This window comes from Sandarakinorhabdus sp., assembly GCF_987265915.1.
In genome coordinates this window covers 1,233,107-1,250,691 of the sequence record NZ_OZ503948.1, presented here as the reverse complement: position 1 = coordinate 1,250,691, position 17,585 = coordinate 1,233,107, and the positions used below count along the sequence as shown (strand labels likewise).

Sequence of the window (17,585 nt, the reverse complement as noted above, 5' to 3'; positions counted from 1 at the left end):
CACGATGTGCGTGTTTCCCGGCAGTCAGGCCGGAAGGAAAGCGCCAAAGCGGGGATTGGCAAATTGGGCGGCTGTTTCCAACCGCACGTTGCGAAATTGTCACAGTTTGTGCATGGCCACGGCCGGATTTGGCGCGAGGCTGCCAATTGATCGCAACACTGGCTCGATCAAAACACAAAAAGCCCGGCAGGTTTCCCTGCCGGGCCTTGTTGTTGACCCCGTCCAGAGCTGCTTAGTCGCGGTTGCCCATGAAGCTGAGCAGGAACTGGAACAGGTTGATGAAGTTCAGGTACAGCGTCAGCGCACCCAGCACGGCCGACTTGCCGGCGAAATCGCTGCCGGCGACCTGGTAATACAGCTCCTTCAGGCGCTGCGTGTCATAGGCGGTCAGGCCAGCGAAGATCAGCGTGCCCAAGATGTTCATCGCCAGTTGCAAGCCGCTCGACTGAATGAAGATGTTGGCGATCGACGCGACGATGATGCCGATCAGGCCCATCATCAGGAAGCGGCCCATCGCTGACAGATCCTTCTTGGTCGTGTAGCCATAGAGGCTGAGGCCCGCGAACGAGGCCGCGGTCACGAAGAAGGTCTGCGCGATCGACGCACCGGTGTAGCGCGCGAAGATCACGCTCATCGACACGCCCATCAGCGCGGCAAAGCCCCAGAACAGGCCCTTGAGCGTCGATTCGCTCATGCGGTTCAGGCCGAAGTTCATGGCGAGGATGATGCCGAGCGGCGACAGCATCGCCACCCAGCCCAGCATCGTCGGGCGACCAATTTCGTTGAAGAACACCGCGAACAGCGCCGGGGTGGAATATACCAGCAGGGCGACGATGCCGGTCAGCAGCACGCCCGATGCCATGTAGTTGTAGATGCTGAGCATGTAGCTGCGCAGGCCGGCGTCATAGCCGGCACCTGCACTGGCCTGGGCCCGCATGGCTGCGAGCCGTGGGTCCATCTGATTGGCCATTGGTCTTTCCTCCAAGATGCCGGCAACGGGCCGGCGACCCGATCAATATCGGGCATATCGCGGCGTTTTTCAATGGCCGCGCATTACCGCCAAGTCATCAGAGTTGTCGCAGCACTGCTGATGGCCGTGCTGAGAGCGCCTGCCAGTTGCCGAGCAGCCCCAATACCACCGTCACCACCGCGCCGACCGCGACCGTGGCGATCACGCCGCCCCAATCCGGCGTCCATTCCAGGCTGAACACCTGGGTGACGACGAACCAGCCGGCCGCGCTGCCCAGCAGCAGCGCCAGCCCCGACACGATCAGTGCCAGCAGGCCATATTCGGCCAGTGTCGCCGCCGCCACCTGCCCGCGCGTCGCGCCGAGCAGTTTCAGCAGCACCGCATCATAGGTGCGCGCCCGCGCGCCGGCCGCCAGCGCGCCGACCAGCACGGCGATGCCGGCGGCGACGGTAACGCTGGCGGCGGCGCGGATCGCCGCCGAAAGTTGCCCCAGCAGCGCCTGCACCTGGCCGATCACATCTTTCACCCGAATGATCGAGGCCGTGGGGAAGGCGCCGGCAACGCTGCGCGACACACCGGTTTCCTGATCCGGCTTCACCTGCACCGTCGCCATCCAGCCGTGCGGCGCCGCCTCCAGCGTTCCGGGCGAGAATAATATCGCGAAGTTGAAGCCCATCGACTGCCAATTGATCTTGCGCGTGCTGGCGATGGTCGCGGTCACTTCGACGCCCAGCACCGATACGGTCATCGTGTCGCCGATCTTCAGGCCGAGCGCCCGCGCTGCATCGTCATCGATGGAGATCAACGGCGGGCCGGCATAATCGCGCGGCCACCATTTGCCCTGCACCAGCGTGTTGCCCGGTGGAAAATCGGCGGCGTACGACAAGCCGCGATCGCCGCGCAGGATCCAGGCTTCGGGCGCAACGATCTTTTCCGACGGCACATTGTTCACCGCCGTGATCGGCCCGCGCATGCTGGGCACGGTGACGATGTTGGCACCCGGTGCCGCCTTGTTAACGCTGGCCAGAAAGGCGGCGCGGTCTTCACCCGGGATATCGAGCACGAAAAAGCTGGGCGCGCGCGCCGGGATGCTGCGGTTGATCTGGCCGGCCAGATTGCCTTCGATGGTGGCGAGCGTGGCGAACAGCGTCAAACCCAGCCCCAATGCCACCACCAGATTGCGTGTCGGCGCGCCGGGCGCATGCAGATTGGCCAGCGCCAGCCGGGCCAACGTGCTGCGCGGGCGCGGCACCCGCGCGGCGCCCCAGGTGATGGCGCCGGCCAGCAACCAGAGCAGCAAGAGCAACCCGAGCGCGCCGCCGAGAAAGCCAATGACGAAAATGCGCTGTTCCGCCAACAGCACCAGCAGGCCGAGCACGGCCACGGCGCTGCCGGCGATGAAGGCAATGGTGGTGGCATCGGGCCGGGCGCGGGCCTCGGTCAGGCTGCGCAGCAGGCGTGCGGCCGGCATGCGCGCGCCCTGCGCCAGGGGCCACAAGGCAAAGGCCAGTGCGATGGCGAGACCATAAAAAGCCGCCTGCGCCAGTGCCGCCCATTGCAGGCCGGTGGCTGGCGGCACCGGCAGGCTGGCCGCGGCCAAGCCGGCGACAACGGCGGGCGTGGCGGCACCGATGGCCAGGCCCAGCAGCACGGCAGCGACCGCGACGATCGACAATTGCCACAGATAGATGGCGCGCACGGTGGCGCTGTCAGCGCCCAGGGTTTTCAGCGTGGCAATGGTGCGGGTGCGCGCCGCCAGATAGGCCGATACGCCGCCAGCCACGCCGACCCCGGCCACCACCAGCGCGGTCAGGCCGACCAAAGTGAGGAATTGGCCCAACTGGCTGACGAAATTGCGGGTGCCGGGCGCGCCGTTGCTGCGATCGCGGATGCGGGCGCCGGCCGCGACAGCCTCAAGCTGTGTCTTGGCAGATTCAAGGCTGATTCCGGGCTTCAGCCGGATGCGCAATTCGCTGGTGTAGAGGCTGCCGATGGTGATCAGCCCGGCCTTGGCCAGATCATCGCCATGGACGACCAGGCCGGGGCCAAAGCCGAAGCCATCGCCAGCACGGTCTGGTTCCTCAAGCAAGGTGCCGGCATAGATCAGGCTGGTCTGGCCGAGCGTGAGCTGGTCACCGGGCTGCAGGCCCAGTTTGTCGGCCAGCGCCGGCTGCGCGGCGGCATAGCCGGGGCGGACGCGGCCACCGCCGGCCAGCACGGTGCGGCCATAGAGCGGCCAGTTGCCATCGACCGCCTTGATCTCGGCCAGCACCGCATCCGTCCCCGGCTTGGCGCCCGAAACCATGCCGCGCAGCTTGGTAACGACGCCGACGGTGCCGAGATCGGCCGCAGCCTGGCGCTGCGCCGCGCCCGGCATCGCGCCCGACAGGCGCAGCGCCACATCGCCGCCGAGCAGCAGCTGGCCGCGTTCGGACAAGCCGGCGTTGATGGCGCTGGCGAGGCTGCCGACACCAGCCAGCGCCGCGACGCCGAGCACCAGGCACACGGCCAGGATGCGCAGGCCGGCCAGCCCGCCGCGCAGTTCCCGCAGCGCCAGGCGAAATGCGAGACTCAGAGGATTTCGGCCAGGAAGTTGGTCAACGCCTGCCACGAGCGGCGATCGGCGTCGGCGCTGTATTGAATGCCGCCGGCCGGGTTGGCGGCTTGCGGCGCCGTGAAGGCGTGCATGGTGTGGCCATAGGCATGCAACTGCCAATCAGCGCCCTTGGCATTCAGCTCATGGCCCAGCGCCACCGTGGCATCGGGCGGGGTGAGCGGATCATTCCAGCCGTGCAGCACCAGCACCTTGGCGCTGATCGGCTGATCGGGCAGGCCATTGGGCGCATAGACGCCATGGAAACTGACCGCGCCCTTGACGCGGGCATCGCCGGAACGTGCCACATCGAGCGCGCACAGCCCGCCAAAGCAATAACCGATGATGGCGATGCGATCCGAATCGATCGCCGGATTGGCAACTGCCGCATCGACCGCTGCCAGCAACCGGCGCTGCAGACCGGCGCGATCCCCCATCCACGGGTTCATCAGATGGCCATTGTCGCCGGCCGGGTCACCGCGCACGCCCTTGCCATAGACATCGATGGCAAAGCCGGCATAGCCCATGGCAGCCAGCTTGCGCGCCACGCCATTGTCCGCCTCTGACTGGCCGGCCCAATTGTGCACGATCAGCACGCACGGATGCGGGCCGGGGCCGTCGGGCAGGGCCACAAAGCCTTCCAGTTCGTCGGTATCGTCGAAATAGCTGAACAAAGTCACGCGTCTTGCCTCCTCATGCGGCCGCCTCGGCCCCAGATCTTGTGTCGTCAACGATGCGGCCATCGCGCATGGTGATGATGCGATCGCAGCGCGCCGCCAAATCGGCATCATGGGTGATCAGCACCAAGGTGGCGCCGGTTTCGGCCAATCGGCCATAGAGCAGCTCGACGATGGTCTCGCCGGTGGTGGCATCGAGATTGCCGGTTGGTTCATCGGCGAAGATCAGCGCCGGGCGGCCGACCAGGGCGCGGGCGATGGCGACGCGCTGCTGTTCGCCGCCCGACAATTGCGTGGGATAATGGCTGAGGCGGTGGCCAAGGCCGACCGATTCGAGTTCAGCCTTGGCGCGCGCTGCGGCATCAGCTTCGCCGGCCAGTTCCAGCGGCACGGCAACATTTTCCAGTGCGGTCATGGTCGGGATCAGGTGGAAGGCCTGCAGCACGATGCCGATGCGGCCGCGGCGTGCCCGGGCCAGCGCATCCTCGTTCATGGCGGTGAAATCGGCGCCGGCGATTAGCACCCGGCCAGACGTGGCCTGCTCCATGCCCGACAACACCGCCATGGCGGAGGATTTGCCGGAGCCGGAGGGGCCCAGGATGGCGAGACGCTGCCCCGCCGGTACGGCCAGGGTAAGGCCGCGCAGCACATCGACTGCGGCATCGCCGCTGCCGAGCCGGAGGGTGACATCGCGGGCGTCAATGACGATATGGGTATTCATCAGTTCCCGCTGGATCGGAAGAGGATCGGATTTTGCAGTTAGGGCTTCGTCGCGCGCTTTACCAGATGATGCTGGGAATCGGCGCGCTGTTCATGTCGCAGGCAGCGGTGGCGGCAAAGCCCGCCATCGTGCTGGCCTATGGCGATTCGCTGATGGCCGGATACCAGCTGCCGCCCGGGACCGGCTTTGCCCCGCAACTGGAAAAGGCGCTGAAGGGAAGCCGCAGCCTTGGGGGCCGCGCCGTCACCGTGGTGGGCGCCGGCGTGTCGGGCGACACCAGCACGCAGGGGCGCGCACGGCTGAACTGGGTGCTGGCCGGGATGAAGCACAAGCCCGATCTGGTGATCCTGGAGCTGGGCGCCAACGACATGCTGCGCGGCCAATCGCCGGCGACGGCCCGCGCCAACATCGATGCGATGGTCAAGGCGTTCAAGGCCAAAGGCGTGCGAGTGATGCTTGCCGGCATGCGCGCCAGCCCCAATCTGGGCGCGACCTACGTACGGGAATTCGAAGCGCTGTATCCGGCCGTGGCCAAGGCCAATGGCGTCGCGCTCTATCCCTTCTTTCTGGATGGCGTGGCGGCACAGCCCAAATTGCAACTGGCCGATGGCATGCACCCCAATCCCAAGGGCGTCGGCGTGATGGTGCAACGCATCCTGCCGGCGGTGGAGCGGGAGCTGAACGCGATTCGATGATCAGACTTTTTGTCGCGCTGGAATTGCCGGCCGATGTGAAGGCCGCGCTGATCGCCAGCATGGGCGGAGTGGCCGGCGCACGCTGGCAACGTGACGAGCAACTGCACCTGACGTTGCGCTATATCGGCGACGTCGATCGCCACGCCGCGCAGGACATCACCGCGGCGCTGGGCCGGGTGAATGTGAAGCCGTTCATGGCGGAACTGGGCGAACCCGGCCTGTTCGACCATCGCGGCCGGGTGGACAGCCTGTGGGTGGGCGTTCGCCCGGCCGATCGGCTTGCGGCGTTGGCCAAGGCGGTGAATGCCGCGCTGGCCGGGGTGGGCATTCCGCCCGAATCACGGGCATTCGTGCCGCACATCACCGTGGCGCGCGGCCGCACCATGCTGGGTGTGGGCGGCTGGCCGCAGGCGCCGATCCCGCGCCTTGCATGGCCGGTCAGCGGTTTCGCGCTGTGGGACAGCCAACTCGGCCCCGACGGCAGCGATTATACCGTGCTGGCGCACTGGCCCTGACCTGCCGGCGGTGACGCTGGGCGCGCCCCCCGCATGATCAAAAGTATAGTCAATGATCTTAAGGATAACGGGCCCACGCCGCGCATTGCCAACGCAGCACGACCAACCTACCTGCATCGCTGCCTGAAAGCAGTAACGCTTTCGAAATAAATATGAACCGCAAGCGAGATGTAGGAACATGATCAAGTTTTCAACCAGTGCGGCAATTGCCGCTCTGCTGATGGCCGGCAGCGCCAAGGCCATAATCCCGTTCACGGTCAGCCTGGAATCAGAAAAGGCCGGCATCCAGAAAAGCACGTCGGGCTTCGACGCGGTGGGTGTCGAAACGTTCGACGCCATCGCCACTGGCACCGGCAAGGCCTTCACCAGCGATTTCGGCGGCTCGATCTTCACTGGGCGCTACACTGGCGTACAGGTGAACAAGGCTGATCAATATGGCGGCGCCGGTGGCAACGGCCGCTATGCCGTCACCTTCACCAATGCAGGCTACAGCGTGGATCTGTCGTCCTCCGAACCGGGCGGCGTCACCTATTTCGGTTTCTGGCTGTCGGCGCTGGATGCCGGCAACAATGTCAGCTTCTATCAGGGCAGCAAATTGCTGTTCACCTTCAGTGCGCAGGCCGCCCGCACGTTCATCAACGCGCTGCCGGGTTCAAAAAGCTATTATGGCAATCCCAACGCCGCCTTTGCTGGCCGGAACAGCGGCGAGCCGTACAGTTTCCTGAACTTCTATGCGCGCGGCGGCACCAGCTTCGATCGGATCGTCTTTTCTGAAAAGCCGACCGGTGGCGGCTATGAAAGCGACAACCACACGGTCGGCCGCTGGAACCGTGTTTCGGGCACCATCGTGCCAGTGACGGGCGCGATCAACGCCGTGCCGGAACCGGCAACATGGCTGATGCTGGTGTTCGGCTTTTTCCTGGTCGGCGTCGGCACGCGAACGCGCGCGGTGGTTGCGGCCTGAACATTGCGCGCCGTGTGAATAGACGCCCGGCCGTCGAAAGGCTGCCGGGCGCATCTTCAGCGCCTTTCCACTGGCGTGCGTGAGCGAGGTCCGGCGCTACGGGCCAGGGCTGAAGGGTTGATTTGGGGCTGGTCGCGCTTGTGCCGCGCCCGCTTGGAACGGTTTTTCATTTTAATACAGATACTTGAGCTACGATGGCAGCGCGGGCACGAAACGGGCACGCTGGCTCCGATCTGCATTTTTTCTGTTCATAAATATTATCAAAAAATAAACTTGCGTCCCGAAACGGGTCGCTTTAAAGGCCTGTTTCAACGGGGTTGTAAATCCTTCGTTAATTCACATGAACCGTTTTAGCCAAAATCAGCCAAGGGGTACGAGATGAAAATCGTTTACGCATTCGGCGTTGCCGCCGGCCTGATGGCCGCGAGCAGCGCCCAAGCGCTGGTTCCATTCACGGTCACTCTGGAATCCGAAATGCCGGGTGCGCAGAGCAGCACGTCCGGTTTTGACACCGTTGGCGTAGAGACCTTTGACGGGCAGGGATTTGGAACTGGCATCAACTTCACCAGCAACTTCGGTGGCTTGGACTTCACTGGCCAGTATTCCAACGTTGAAATCCGCAATGCCGACCAATATGGCGGCGCTGGCGGGACCGGCCCTTATGCCGTCAACTTCAGCAAGAATGGCAGCTACAGCGTTGATCTTGCGACGACCGTGCCGGGCGGGGTGACGTATTTCGGTTTCTGGCTGTCTGCGCTGGATGGCGGCAACAATGTCAGCTTCTATAGCGGCGGAAACCTGTTGTTCATGTTCTCTGCACAAAATGCTGCCGATTTCATCGGTGGCTTGCAGAACAGTCCGGCCTACAAGGGCAATCCCACCACCAACTTCAAGAACCAGAACGGCAGCGAGCCCTACTCGTTCCTGAACTTCTATGCCCGCGGTGGTACGACCTTTGATCGGGTGGTGTTCTCCCAGGTCGGCGGCGGCGGCTATGAAAGCGACAACCACACGGTCGGTCGCTGGAACCGCATTTCGGGCACGGTCGTTCCGGTGACGGGTGCCATCAACGCCGTGCCGGAACCGGCAACCTGGCTTATGTTGGTGACCGGCTTTGGCCTGGTGGGTGCCGGCATGCGCCGCCGCGCCCAGGTTGTGGCTTCCTGAATACCGGTGCCTGCTGAAGGGTGAGGGGTGCAGGAATGGCCGCGGTTGGCCACCCTCCACCCCACTCGGTTTCGCCGGGTCACCCTCTCCCCCAAGTTCACCCCTGAACAGACTTGGAGAGAGAAGGAAACGCGGTCACGCTGCCTCATCCTTCCAGTTCAGCACCGGTCGCCGCGCCGCCAGAGTCTCATCGAGACGGCGGCGCGGCGCGAAATGCGGGGCGCTGCGCCATGCATCGGGATCGGCCAGCATCTGCGTGGCCACATGGCGCATCGCCCCGATGAGTTGATCAAGATTGGCCTTGCTTTCGGTTTCGGTCGGCTCCACCAGCATGGCACCGTGGACGACCAGCGGGAAATACATGGTCATCGGATGAAAGCCTTCATCAATCAGCGCCTTGGCCAGATCGAGCGTGGTCAGGCCCGTCCCGTCGAGGAAATCATCGGAAAACAGTGCTTCGTGCATGCACGGGCCACCATCCGCAAACGGCGCGGTATAGATGTCCTTCAGGCTGGCCAGCAGATAATTGGCATTGAGCACGGCATCTTCCGACACTTGGCGCAAGCCATCGGCACCGTGGCTCATCATGTACGACAGCGCACGCACGAACATGCCCATCTGGCCATGGAAGGCGACCATGCGCCCGAAACTGTCGGGCGCATGGGTGTTGGCGGTGTCTTCCTCCACCAGTTCCAGGCCCGTCGCCGTGCGGCGCACGAATGGGATTGGCGCGAACGGTGCCAGCGCAGCGGACAGTACCACCGGGCCTGAACCCGGCCCGCCGCCACCGTGGGGCGTGCTGAACGTCTTGTGCAGATTGATGTGCATGGCATCCACACCCAGATCGCCGGGGCGCACGCGGCCGACGATGGCGTTGAAATTGGCACCGTCGCAATAGACATAGCCGCCGGCCGCATGGACGGCATCGGCAATGGTCTTCAGATCGGGTTCGAATAGCCCGCAGGTGTTGGGATTGGTGATCATCACCGCCGCCACATCCGGGCCGAGCCGGGCCAGCATGGCATCGAGATCAACCCGGCCGCGCGCATTGGCCGGGATATTCTCCACGGTGAAGCCGCAGAAGGCTGCCGTGGCCGGATTGGTGCCGTGTGCCGATTCGGGCACCAGCACGACGCGGCGCGGATCATTCTTGGCATCCAGCGCGGCGCGGATCGCCAGCATGCCGCACAATTCACCATGCGCACCGGCCTTGGGGCTCATGGCGACCGCCGGCATGCCGGTCAGCTTCATCAGCCAATCGGCGAGCACGTCGATCAGTTCGAGCGCGCCTTGCACGCTGGCCTGCGGCTGCAACGGATGGATATCGGCAAAGCCGGGCAGCCGCGCCATTTTCTCGTTGAGGCGCGGGTTATGCTTCATCGTGCAGCTGCCCAACGGGAAAATGCCGAGATCGATGGCATAATTCTGCCGCGACAGGCGGGTGTAGTGGCGCACGGCCTCCGGCTCCGAAAAGCCCGGCAGGCCGATCGGCGCGCTGCGGGCAAGGCCGCCCAGCCGATCCGGCACGGGCGGCACCGGCGCGAAATCGACCCCCGAACCATCGGCAGCGCCGCGTTCGAACAGCAACGGTTCTTCCAGCATCAGCGCGCGATTGCCCGTGAAGGTTTCCACAACCGCGCCGGTGCCAGCCACCAGCCCCAGATCGAGTCGGCTGGGGCGGCCCACGTTGTTCATCCCAGAGCTATGGTCGGTCATTATGCCAGCACCTCATCCAGCGCGTCTTCGAACGCGTCAAAATCCTCATCCGTGGCGGTTTCGGTGACCGCGACGATCATCGCATTGTGCAGCGACGCCTCGCCCGGCCACAGCCGGCCCAGCGACACGCCGCCCAGCACGCCCTTGTCAGCGAGTTTACGCACGACAGGACGCGCTTCGCGGCCGACATCCAGGGTGAATTCGTTGAAGAACGGCCCGTTCAGCAACGTGACGCCCGGCACCCGGCCCAGCCGATCCGCCAATTGCACGGCGCGGGCGTGGTTCAATGCCGCCAGGTGGCGCAGACCCTTTTCGCCGAGCAGCGTCAGATGCACGCTGAACGCCAGCGCGATCAAGCCGCTGTTGGTGCAGATGTTGCTGGTCGCCTTCTCGCGGCGGATATGCTGCTCGCGGGTGGACAGCGTCAGCACGAAGCCGCGCTTGCCGGCGGCATCCACCGTTTCCCCGCACAGGCGCCCCGGCATCTGGCGCACATGCTTTTCGCGGCAGGCAAACAGGCCGAGGTAAGGCCCGCCAAACAGCAGGCCCGCGCCCAGCGACTGGCCTTCACCGACCACGATATCGGCGCCCATTTCGCCCGGCGATTTGATCGCGCCCAGCGAGACGACTTCGGTCACAACGACAATCAGCAGCGCGCCAGCGGCATGGCACGCATCGGCCAGCGGGGTCAGATCAGCGATATGGCCGAACAGATTGGGATTCTGCACGATGACGCAGCTGGTATCCTTGTCGATCTGCGCCACCAGGCTGGCCAGATCATCGCCCGGCGCACCAACGCTGAGGCTGGGCGTGCCCGCCACCACGACATCACCGGTGAAGCGGGTGAGCGTGTTGAGCACCGAGGTATAATGCGGGTGGACGCCGGCCGACACCAGGCACTTGGCCCGCCGCGTGATGCGCCGTGCCATGAACACCGCTTCGGTCATTGCGGTCGAGCCATCATACATCGAGGCATTGGCCACCTCCATACCGGTCAGCCGCGCCACCTGGCTCTGGAATTCGAACAACACTTGCAGCGTGCCCTGGGCGATTTCCGGCTGGTAAGGCGTGTAGGCGGTGAGGAACTCGCCGCGCTGGATCACCATGTCCACAGTGGCTGGCACATGATGCTTGTAGGCGCCGCAGCCCACGAAGAAGGGCGCGGTGCTGGCGGTGGTGTTCTTCGCCGCCATCTTCATCAGCGCGCGTTCTACCGCCATTTCGCTGGCATGGTTCGGCAGGCCGGCGATCGGGCCATCCAGCCGGGCATCCAGCGGCACATCGCTGAACAGCGCATCGATATCGGCGGCTCCGATCGTGGCCAGCATGGCCTGACGGTCGGTGGGAGAAAGCGGCAGGTAACGCAAGCGAGTCACTCCGGAAGATGCGCGGCAAAGCGCAGGCGAACATAATCGGCGATCCAGGCGCCATCGGCAGCCTGCAGCGCGTGCACGAGCAGCGCGGCGGTTTCCGCGATGATCTGATCCTTCAGGCCATCGGGCACGCCGGCGGCATCGATGAAGCCGCCGCGGAACGTTTCCAGCCAGCCGACCATGCCGCTGGCGGGCAGTGGTGTCGGGCGCGGAATCAGGGCGCAGGCATCGACGGCAAAGCCGCCGCGTTCCAGCACGGCGCGAAAGGCCGAATCGGTGGGGTAATAGCTGGTTTCGGCGCCAGCGGCCGGGAAGCCGTGATTGGCCAGCACCGCCTTCAGCGCGGTGCGGATGGCGGCGATGTTGGCGTGGCCGCCGAATTCGCCGACATAGCGCCCGCCGGGCTTCAAGGCGCGCTTGACGCCCGCGGTCACCACATCAGGCTGGCCGACCCAGTGCAATGCGGCGTTGGTGAACACCGCATCAAATTCGCCGGCAAAATCCAGCGCGCGCGCGTCCCCGACGCGGGCATCGAGGCCCTTGGCGCGCGCCGCGGCGACCATGGCGGGATCGGCATCCACGCCCACCACTTCGCAGCCGGCCTCGACCAACTTCATCGTCAACACGCCGTCGCCGCAGCCCAGATCGAGGATACGCTCCCCTGGCCGGGGCCCCAGCAGATCAAGCACGGCAATGCCATAGGCCGGCACGAAGCCGGCGTTGGCGGCATAGAGCGCCGGATCCCAGCGGGAGGCGGTTCCGGTGGTCACTTACAGTCCGGCGACGAACGCGTCGTAAGCCGCCTTGTCCAACAAGCCGTCCAGTTCGGACGCATCGGCCAGGGTCAGCTTGAAGAACCAGCCTTCGGCTTCGGGCGCGGTGTTGACCAGCGCCGGATCGTCAGTCAGCGCCGGATTGGCTTCGGTGACCGTGCCCGACACCGGTGCATAGACATCCGATGCCGCCTTGACCGATTCGACCACGGCGGCTTCCCCGCCTTTGGTGACGTCACGGCCGGCTTCGGGCAGCTCGACGAACACGACATCGCCCAACTGGCCTTGCGCGTAATCAGTGATGCCGACGGTGGCGGTATCGCCATCGACATCGATCCACTCATGATCCTGCGTGTAGAGGCGGCTCATGCTTTGGTCCCTTCCCTGACATAATTCTTCTGCTTGAACGGCATCGGCACGACGCGCGCGCCGATGCGCTTGCCCCGCACGTCAATTTGCAGCGCCGTGCCATCGGCGGCATGCGCGGTTTCCACCATCGCCATGGCGATCGGCACATTCAGGCTGGGCGCAAAGCCGCCGGAGGTCACCATGCCGATATAGGCATCCCCGGCCCACACGGTGGCGCCTTCGCGCGCTGGCAGCCGGCCTTCCACGCTGAGCCCCACCCGCTTGCGCGGCGCGCCGTTCAGCAACTGATCGAGAATGAGCGCGGCGCCCGGAAAACCACCTTCGGTCTTGCGGCGCTTGGAAATGGCGAAGGCCAGATCAGCCTCGATCGGCGTGACCGTGGTATCGATATCGTGGCCATAGAGCGGCAACCCCGCCTCCAGCCGCAGCGAATCGCGCGCGCCCAGCCCGATGGACTTGACCTCCCGGTGCGCCAGCAAGGCTTCGGCCAGCGCCTCGGCATTGGCGGCCGGCACCGAGATTTCATAGCCATCCTCGCCGGTGTAGCCTGACCGGGTGATGCCCAGCAGAACCCCGTTCCACACGAAGCGCGCGCCGGCCATGAACTTCAGATCGGCAAAGCCTGGCTGGTCAGCCTCGGCCGGGGTCAACGCCAGCCGGCCCATCACGGTGACTGCCTGCGGCCCCTGCAAGGCCAGCAGCGCGTGATCTTCCATATGGGTCAACGTGATCCCGGACGGCAGGCGTGCCTGCATGTGCGCGATGTCGCCAGCCTTGGTGGCGCCGTTGACCACCAGATAATAGCTCTTGCCGGTGTTGGTGACCATCAGATCGTCGATGATGCCGCCATCGTCGGTGAGCAGCAGCGAATAACGGGTGCGGTGGGGTTGCAGCGCCAGGAAATCGCCGGGCGCCAGCGTTTCCAGCCATTCGCCCGCCCCTTCGCCTTCCACCAGCAGCTGCCCCATGTGCGAAACATCAAACAGGCCGGCCGATTCGCGCGTCCAGACATGTTCGGCGATGATGCCGTCAAACTGGATCGGCATGGCATAACCGGCAAAGCCCACCATGCGCGCGCCCAGGCGGCGGTGCAGCGCATCGAGCGGCAGCGATTTCAGATCGGCTTCGGCCATAGGTTCCCCGGCAACAACAGTTGCGCCCGGCATGGTTGCCGACCGCCTGTCCCCCACTGTCGCCAGACCTGAGAGCTTTGACCGGGCCCCTTTCGAGGACGCAGCTTACCCCTTCGGTGGGGCACAGCCGTTCGGCCCTGCCCGCTTTCCAGAGTGTCGCTGATACGCCGGCGCGGTCCTTGGGCCTGAGAGATTCCGGGGGCGGCTTGCTCCTTCGGCGGTGGGCATCGGCCTTGCGGCCCCACCCACACTCTCCCGCGCGCGGCGCCGGAGTTGCCCCCGGCGACACGCCAGCGATTGGGCGATGCCTGCGCCCCTGTCAATGGCAGGATTGCCACCCCGTTCAAACAAGCCCGGAGCCGGCCGTTGCTGCGCTTTGGAGGGCGTGACGATGGGCAAATATGGTTCGATCCTGGCGCTGGTGATCGGCCTTGTGCTGGCAGTGGCGATCCACGGCACAACCCGCGTCGAAGCGCCGCGTGCCGGGCCGGCGTTGCCCGAACTAGCGCGCGGCGCGGCCACCTCCGGGGTCACCGTGGGAGATGCGTCGTCTGCCGCGGCCGATCTGGCCGGTGCGCCAGAATAGCGGCCCGCGCGTGCCTTACCTGAGCGATTGCCCATGGCTGGAATCCGACCCTGCCCCGGAACCGGAACGCTGGGCGACGTTCATGACCGGCATGTTGATGGTCGGCCGCCAGTTGCGGCGGCAAAAAACGGCTTATTTGGCGACGTTGTAAGCCAGGGCGCGATCGTCAAGCTGGAAACCGAGCAACACTTCGAAGCTGGCGGCACGCAGCGCGGCGCGGACTTCGGGATCGGCCATCGGATCGGTGGCAGCGTCAATCTCGCCGGGCTTGCGGTTGCGGTTGATCTTGCCGAGGATTTCGGCCGAAACCGCCGCCGCCCGGCGCGACACGCTGACATCGGCGGTGCCGCTGGCCAGGGCGCGTTCCTGCCCGGCGGCGAAATTCACCTTCACCTGGGCAATCTGTTTGGCATTCACCACATTTCCGGCCTGCACCATCGCAACGAACAACGGCAGAGTGACGCTGCGCGCGGCCGCAGTATCGGTGCGGCGCGCCACCACATCATAGCTGACCCGCGACTGGAAAAACTCCGGCGTTTCCACGCAGGCATCGCGCACATTGGTGATGGAGGCGACGACATCGAGATTGGCGACATCGGGCGGGCCGGGGCGGAACAGGCTGATATCGCCAGCATAGGCCGCCACCGCCACCGCCGGGCAGGACGAGCGATTGACCACCAGCGGATTTCGATCACAGCCGGCCAACGCCAGCACGGCAAGCGCCGGCAAGCCCAAGCGGACACAGGTGCGAAGCGCGGGCGAAATCATGGGGGCCATGCCCCTCTCCTATGGGGCAAACGCCGCGGGGGCAAGCCACTGCTGGGGGGTGGCGCGGCATTGGCAGTTGGCGTAAAGCGCCGAATATGAGCAGCGCCGCACCCGCCCTTGATGATGTCTCCACTGTCGCCCGCCCGGCCCTGAATGTGCTGGTCGCCGCGCCGCGCGGCTTTTGCGCCGGCGTCGATCGCGCCATCCATATCGTCGAGCTGGCGCTGGAGCGCTGGGGCGCGCCGGTCTATGTCCGCCATGAAATCGTGCACAACAAGTTCGTGGTGGACAGCCTGAAGGCCAAGGGCGCGATCTTTGTCGAGGAGCTTGATGAAGTGCCTGATGGCGTGCCGGTGGTGTTTTCCGCCCATGGCGTGCCCAAGGCCGTGCCGGCCAAGGCCGAAGAGCGTGGCCTGACCTATGTCGACGCCACCTGCCCGTTGGTATCGAAAGTGCATCGCCAGGCCGAACGGCTGGTCGCCGCCGGGCGCCACATCCTGTTCATCGGCCACCATGGCCACCCGGAGGTGATCGGCACGTTCGGCCAGGTGCCCGATGGCGCCATGACGCTGATCGAGACCGTCGAGGACGCGCAGCGCATCCAGCCGACCGACCCGACCAATCTCGGCTTCCTGACGCAGACCACGTTGAGTGTGGACGACACCTCGGACATGGTGGCCGAGCTCAAGCGCCGCTTCCCGGCGATCGAAGGCCCGCGCGGCGATGATATCTGTTACGCCACCTCGAACCGCCAGGCCGCGGTGAAGGCGATGGCGCCGCGCTGCGATCTGGTGCTGGTGATCGGCGCGCAGAACAGCAGCAACAGCCAGCGCCTGCGCGAAGTCGCTGAACGCGAAGGCGCCCAAAGCTGGCTGATCCAGCGCGCGGTCGATATCGATTGGCGCTGGTTCGATGGCATCAGCACCGTCGGCATCACCGCCGGCGCTTCGGCCCCCGAATTGCTGGTGCAGGAAGTGTTGACCGCGCTGGGCGAACGCTTCGTGGTGACATCGGAGAATATCACCACCGCGGTGGAAGAGGTGGTGTTCAAGCTGCCGCGTTCGCTGACCGCCTGAGAGCCGGGCAGAAGTGGCGGTTTTCACGCCCGTCAGTGCCGATGAATTGGCCGGTTTTCTGGCCGGTTATGATGTCGGCGAGGCCGTCAGCTTCAAGGGCATTGCCGAGGGCGTGCAGAACAGCAATTTTCTGGTCGAAACGACACGCGGGCGGTTTTTCCTCACCCTGTATGAAGCGCGCGTCGCCGAGGCTGATCTGCCCTGGTATCTGTCGTTCATGGCGCATCTGGCGGCGCGCGGCTTGCCGGTGCCCGGCCCGATTCCGGATCGCAATGGCAACAGCCTGACCCGGCTGAACGGCCGACCGGCGTGCCTGATCGAATTTCTGACCGGCGTTTCGGTGAGCGAGGCCAGCCCGGCCGAGGCGCATCAGGTTGGCCGTGCGCTGGCGCAACTGCATGTGGCGGCAGCGGATTTTCCGCTTGTCCTCGCCAATGCGCTCGGTCCGGAATCGTGGGCGCCACTGGCCGCCCGCTGCGATGGCCGCATGGGGGAGATCGACCCGGCGCTGCCGGAAGCAGTGGCGGCCGGGCTGGAGGCCACGGCGCACTGGCCGTCCGGGTTGCCGATTGCGACCGTCCACGCCGATCTGTTTCCGGACAATGTGCTGCTGCTCGATGGCGCGGTCACCGGGCTGATCGATTTCTATTTCGCCTGCACCGACGCGCGGGCCTATGACGTGGCGGTCACCCACGGTGCCTGGTGTTTTTCCGCCGATGGCCGGCAATATTTCCCCGAACGCGCCGCTGCCTTGATGGCCGGCTATGCCAGCGTCATCACGCTGACCCCGGCCGAACGCGCTGCGCTGCCACTGCTGGCGGCCGGGGCCGCGCTGCGCTTCACGCTGACCCGCGCCTATGACTGGATCAACACCCCGGCCGATGCGTTGGTGACCCGCAAGGATCCGATGGCGTTCGCGCGGCGCATGGCCTGGTATCTTAAGGCCACACCGGAGCTGATGGGTGGCTGACCCACTGCCACAGGTTGCGATCTTCACCGACGGCGCCTGCAAGGGCAATCCCGGCCCCGGCGGCTGGGGGGCGATCCTGCGCTTTGGCGGGCAGGAAAAGGAGCTGAACGGCGCGGAGACGCTCACCACCAACAACCGCATGGAATTGCAGGCAGCAATAAGTGCGTTGGCGGCGCTGACCCGGCCGTGCAGCGTCGATCTGACCACCGACAGCGTCTATGTGCGCGACGGCATCACCAAATGGGTGATTGGCTGGCAGAAGAACGGCTGGAAAACCGCCGACAAGAAGCCGGTGAAGAATGACGATCTGTGGCAGGCGCTGCTCAGCGCCGCCCGACCGCACCAGGTGCGCTGGCATTGGGTGAAGGGCCACGCCGGCCATGCCGAGAATGAACGCGCCGACGCGCTGGCCAACGCCGCAATTGCTGCGATGCAGCGCGCAGATTAGGCTGGCGGGCCGACGCGACCGCGACGTTCCGCCGCTTGACAGATGGCCGCACCGATGGCCGTCTGCCATGG

Annotated in this window: 18 protein-coding genes and 2 riboswitches; of the genes, 8 read left to right on the top strand and 10 right to left on the bottom strand. The window is 65.4% G+C overall.

Annotated elements, in window-relative coordinates; translation table 11 throughout:
* Nucleotides 1-232: 232 nt before the first annotated feature.
* The 4 genes from AC6UUM_RS06090 to AC6UUM_RS06075 all read right to left on the bottom strand — a co-directional run bounded on the left by AC6UUM_RS06090 (nt 233) and on the right by AC6UUM_RS06075 (nt 4,961).
* Complete coding sequence (locus AC6UUM_RS06090) at nt 233-970, bottom strand: Bax inhibitor-1/YccA family protein (protein ID WP_500804442.1); 738 nt, start codon at nt 968-970, stop codon at nt 233-235.
* A gap of 97 nt (nt 971-1,067) precedes the next feature.
* Nucleotides 1,068-3,581, bottom strand: a complete 2,514-nt coding sequence (locus AC6UUM_RS06085) for an ABC transporter permease (protein ID WP_500804441.1) — start codon at nt 3,579-3,581, stop codon at nt 1,068-1,070.
* Nucleotides 3,542-4,243, bottom strand: coding sequence for a dienelactone hydrolase family protein (locus tag AC6UUM_RS06080; protein ID WP_500804440.1), 702 nt, complete (start codon nt 4,241-4,243; stop codon nt 3,542-3,544). The genes AC6UUM_RS06085 and AC6UUM_RS06080 overlap by 40 nt, the downstream gene beginning before the upstream one ends.
* 13 nt (nt 4,244-4,256) lie before the next feature.
* Entirely contained in the window at nt 4,257-4,961 is a 705-nt protein-coding gene (locus AC6UUM_RS06075) for an ABC transporter ATP-binding protein (protein ID WP_500804439.1), read from the bottom strand.
* A 65-nt stretch (nt 4,962-5,026) separates the two neighbouring features.
* Here AC6UUM_RS06075 and AC6UUM_RS06070 point away from each other — a divergent pair, with 65 nt between their 5' ends.
* The 4 genes from AC6UUM_RS06070 (at nt 5,027) to AC6UUM_RS06055 (ending at nt 8,302) form a co-directional block, all read left to right on the top strand.
* Nucleotides 5,027-5,656, top strand: a complete 630-nt coding sequence (locus tag AC6UUM_RS06070; protein WP_500804438.1) for an arylesterase — start codon at nt 5,027-5,029, stop codon at nt 5,654-5,656.
* On the top strand, nt 5,653-6,171 hold the full coding sequence (thpR, locus tag AC6UUM_RS06065; RefSeq protein WP_500804437.1) for an RNA 2',3'-cyclic phosphodiesterase: 519 nt from the start codon (nt 5,653-5,655) through the stop codon (nt 6,169-6,171). The genes AC6UUM_RS06070 and thpR overlap by 4 nt, the downstream gene beginning before the upstream one ends.
* 178 nt (nt 6,172-6,349) lie before the next feature.
* Complete coding sequence (locus AC6UUM_RS06060; RefSeq protein WP_500804436.1) at nt 6,350-7,135, top strand: Npun_F0296 family exosortase-dependent surface protein; 786 nt, start codon at nt 6,350-6,352, stop codon at nt 7,133-7,135.
* Nucleotides 7,136-7,513: 378 nt separating this feature from the next.
* Nucleotides 7,514-8,302: an Npun_F0296 family exosortase-dependent surface protein gene (locus tag AC6UUM_RS06055; RefSeq protein ID WP_500804435.1), complete on the top strand. Its 789-nt coding sequence runs from the start codon at nt 7,514-7,516 to the stop codon at nt 8,300-8,302.
* A gap of 135 nt (nt 8,303-8,437) precedes the next feature.
* Here the strand turns inward: AC6UUM_RS06055 and gcvPB are convergent, their stop codons facing one another.
* From gcvPB to gcvT, 5 genes are read right to left on the bottom strand one after another with little or no spacing between them, the layout of a single operon-like run.
* Nucleotides 8,438-9,997: an aminomethyl-transferring glycine dehydrogenase subunit GcvPB gene (gene gcvPB, locus AC6UUM_RS06050; RefSeq protein ID WP_500804434.1), complete on the bottom strand. Its 1,560-nt coding sequence runs from the start codon at nt 9,995-9,997 to the stop codon at nt 8,438-8,440.
* A gap of 20 nt (nt 9,998-10,017) precedes the next feature.
* The gene (gcvPA, locus tag AC6UUM_RS06045; RefSeq protein ID WP_500804918.1) at nt 10,018-11,385 is read right to left on the bottom strand and encodes an aminomethyl-transferring glycine dehydrogenase subunit GcvPA; all 1,368 of its coding nucleotides are present in this window, start codon (nt 11,383-11,385) and stop codon (nt 10,018-10,020) included.
* Nucleotides 11,386-11,390: 5 nt separating this feature from the next.
* The gene (locus AC6UUM_RS06040; protein WP_500804433.1) at nt 11,391-12,161 is read right to left on the bottom strand and encodes a class I SAM-dependent methyltransferase; all 771 of its coding nucleotides are present in this window, start codon (nt 12,159-12,161) and stop codon (nt 11,391-11,393) included.
* Nucleotides 12,162-12,533 (bottom strand): glycine cleavage system protein GcvH, encoded by a 372-nt coding sequence (gene gcvH / locus AC6UUM_RS06035; protein WP_500804432.1) that lies wholly within the window; start codon nt 12,531-12,533, stop codon nt 12,162-12,164.
* Nucleotides 12,530-13,666: a glycine cleavage system aminomethyltransferase GcvT gene (gene gcvT, locus AC6UUM_RS06030; protein ID WP_500804431.1), complete on the bottom strand. Its 1,137-nt coding sequence runs from the start codon at nt 13,664-13,666 to the stop codon at nt 12,530-12,532. Before gcvT ends, gcvH begins: the two co-directional genes overlap by 4 nt.
* A 46-nt stretch (nt 13,667-13,712) precedes the next feature.
* A riboswitch (glycine riboswitch) is annotated at nt 13,713-13,828 on the bottom strand.
* 1 nt (nt 13,829) lies between these two features.
* Nucleotides 13,830-13,934: riboswitch (glycine riboswitch) on the bottom strand.
* A 117-nt stretch (nt 13,935-14,051) separates the two neighbouring features.
* On the opposite strand from gcvT, the gene AC6UUM_RS06025 reads away from it, so the two are divergent.
* Nucleotides 14,052-14,252, top strand: a complete 201-nt coding sequence (locus AC6UUM_RS06025) for a hypothetical protein (RefSeq protein WP_500804430.1) — start codon at nt 14,052-14,054, stop codon at nt 14,250-14,252.
* A 132-nt stretch (nt 14,253-14,384) separates the two neighbouring features.
* On the opposite strand, the gene AC6UUM_RS06020 is transcribed toward AC6UUM_RS06025, so the two are convergent.
* Nucleotides 14,385-15,029 (bottom strand): hypothetical protein, encoded by a 645-nt coding sequence (locus tag AC6UUM_RS06020; RefSeq protein WP_500804429.1) that lies wholly within the window; start codon nt 15,027-15,029, stop codon nt 14,385-14,387.
* Between the two features lie 86 nt (nt 15,030-15,115).
* On the opposite strand from AC6UUM_RS06020, the gene ispH reads away from it, so the two are divergent.
* The 3 genes from ispH to rnhA are packed head-to-tail and all read left to right on the top strand — an operon-like array spanning nt 15,116 to nt 17,514.
* Nucleotides 15,116-16,096: a 4-hydroxy-3-methylbut-2-enyl diphosphate reductase gene (ispH, locus tag AC6UUM_RS06015; protein ID WP_500804428.1), complete on the top strand. Its 981-nt coding sequence runs from the start codon at nt 15,116-15,118 to the stop codon at nt 16,094-16,096.
* Between the two features lie 13 nt (nt 16,097-16,109).
* Entirely contained in the window at nt 16,110-17,066 is a 957-nt protein-coding gene (thrB, locus tag AC6UUM_RS06010; RefSeq protein WP_500804427.1) for a homoserine kinase, read from the top strand.
* Entirely contained in the window at nt 17,059-17,514 is a 456-nt protein-coding gene (gene rnhA / locus AC6UUM_RS06005) for a ribonuclease HI (protein WP_500804426.1), read from the top strand. Before thrB ends, rnhA begins: the two co-directional genes overlap by 8 nt.
* Nucleotides 17,515-17,585: the final 71 nt, after the last annotated feature.

Bases quoted from the DNA above. Each gene is read 5' to 3' on its own strand.
- AC6UUM_RS06090 (WP_500804442.1), bottom strand. From the start codon at position 970: ATGGCCAATCAGATGGACCCACGGCTCGCAGCCATGCGGGCCCAGGCC.
- AC6UUM_RS06075 (WP_500804439.1), bottom strand. From the start codon at position 4,961: ATGAATACCCATATCGTCATTGACGCCCGCGATGTCACCCTCCGGCTC.
- AC6UUM_RS06070 (WP_500804438.1), top strand. From the start codon at position 5,027: ATGATGCTGGGAATCGGCGCGCTGTTCATGTCGCAGGCAGCGGTGGCG.
- thpR (WP_500804437.1), top strand. From the start codon at position 5,653: ATGATCAGACTTTTTGTCGCGCTGGAATTGCCGGCCGATGTGAAGGCC.
- AC6UUM_RS06060 (WP_500804436.1), top strand. From the start codon at position 6,350: ATGATCAAGTTTTCAACCAGTGCGGCAATTGCCGCTCTGCTGATGGCC.
- AC6UUM_RS06055 (WP_500804435.1), top strand. From the start codon at position 7,514: ATGAAAATCGTTTACGCATTCGGCGTTGCCGCCGGCCTGATGGCCGCG.
- gcvPB (WP_500804434.1), bottom strand. From the start codon at position 9,997: ATGAACAACGTGGGCCGCCCCAGCCGACTCGATCTGGGGCTGGTGGCT.
- gcvH (WP_500804432.1), bottom strand. From the start codon at position 12,533: ATGAGCCGCCTCTACACGCAGGATCATGAGTGGATCGATGTCGATGGC.
- gcvT (WP_500804431.1), bottom strand. From the start codon at position 13,666: ATGGCCGAAGCCGATCTGAAATCGCTGCCGCTCGATGCGCTGCACCGC.
- AC6UUM_RS06020 (WP_500804429.1), bottom strand. From the start codon at position 15,029: ATGGCCCCCATGATTTCGCCCGCGCTTCGCACCTGTGTCCGCTTGGGC.
- ispH (WP_500804428.1), top strand. From the start codon at position 15,116: ATGAGCAGCGCCGCACCCGCCCTTGATGATGTCTCCACTGTCGCCCGC.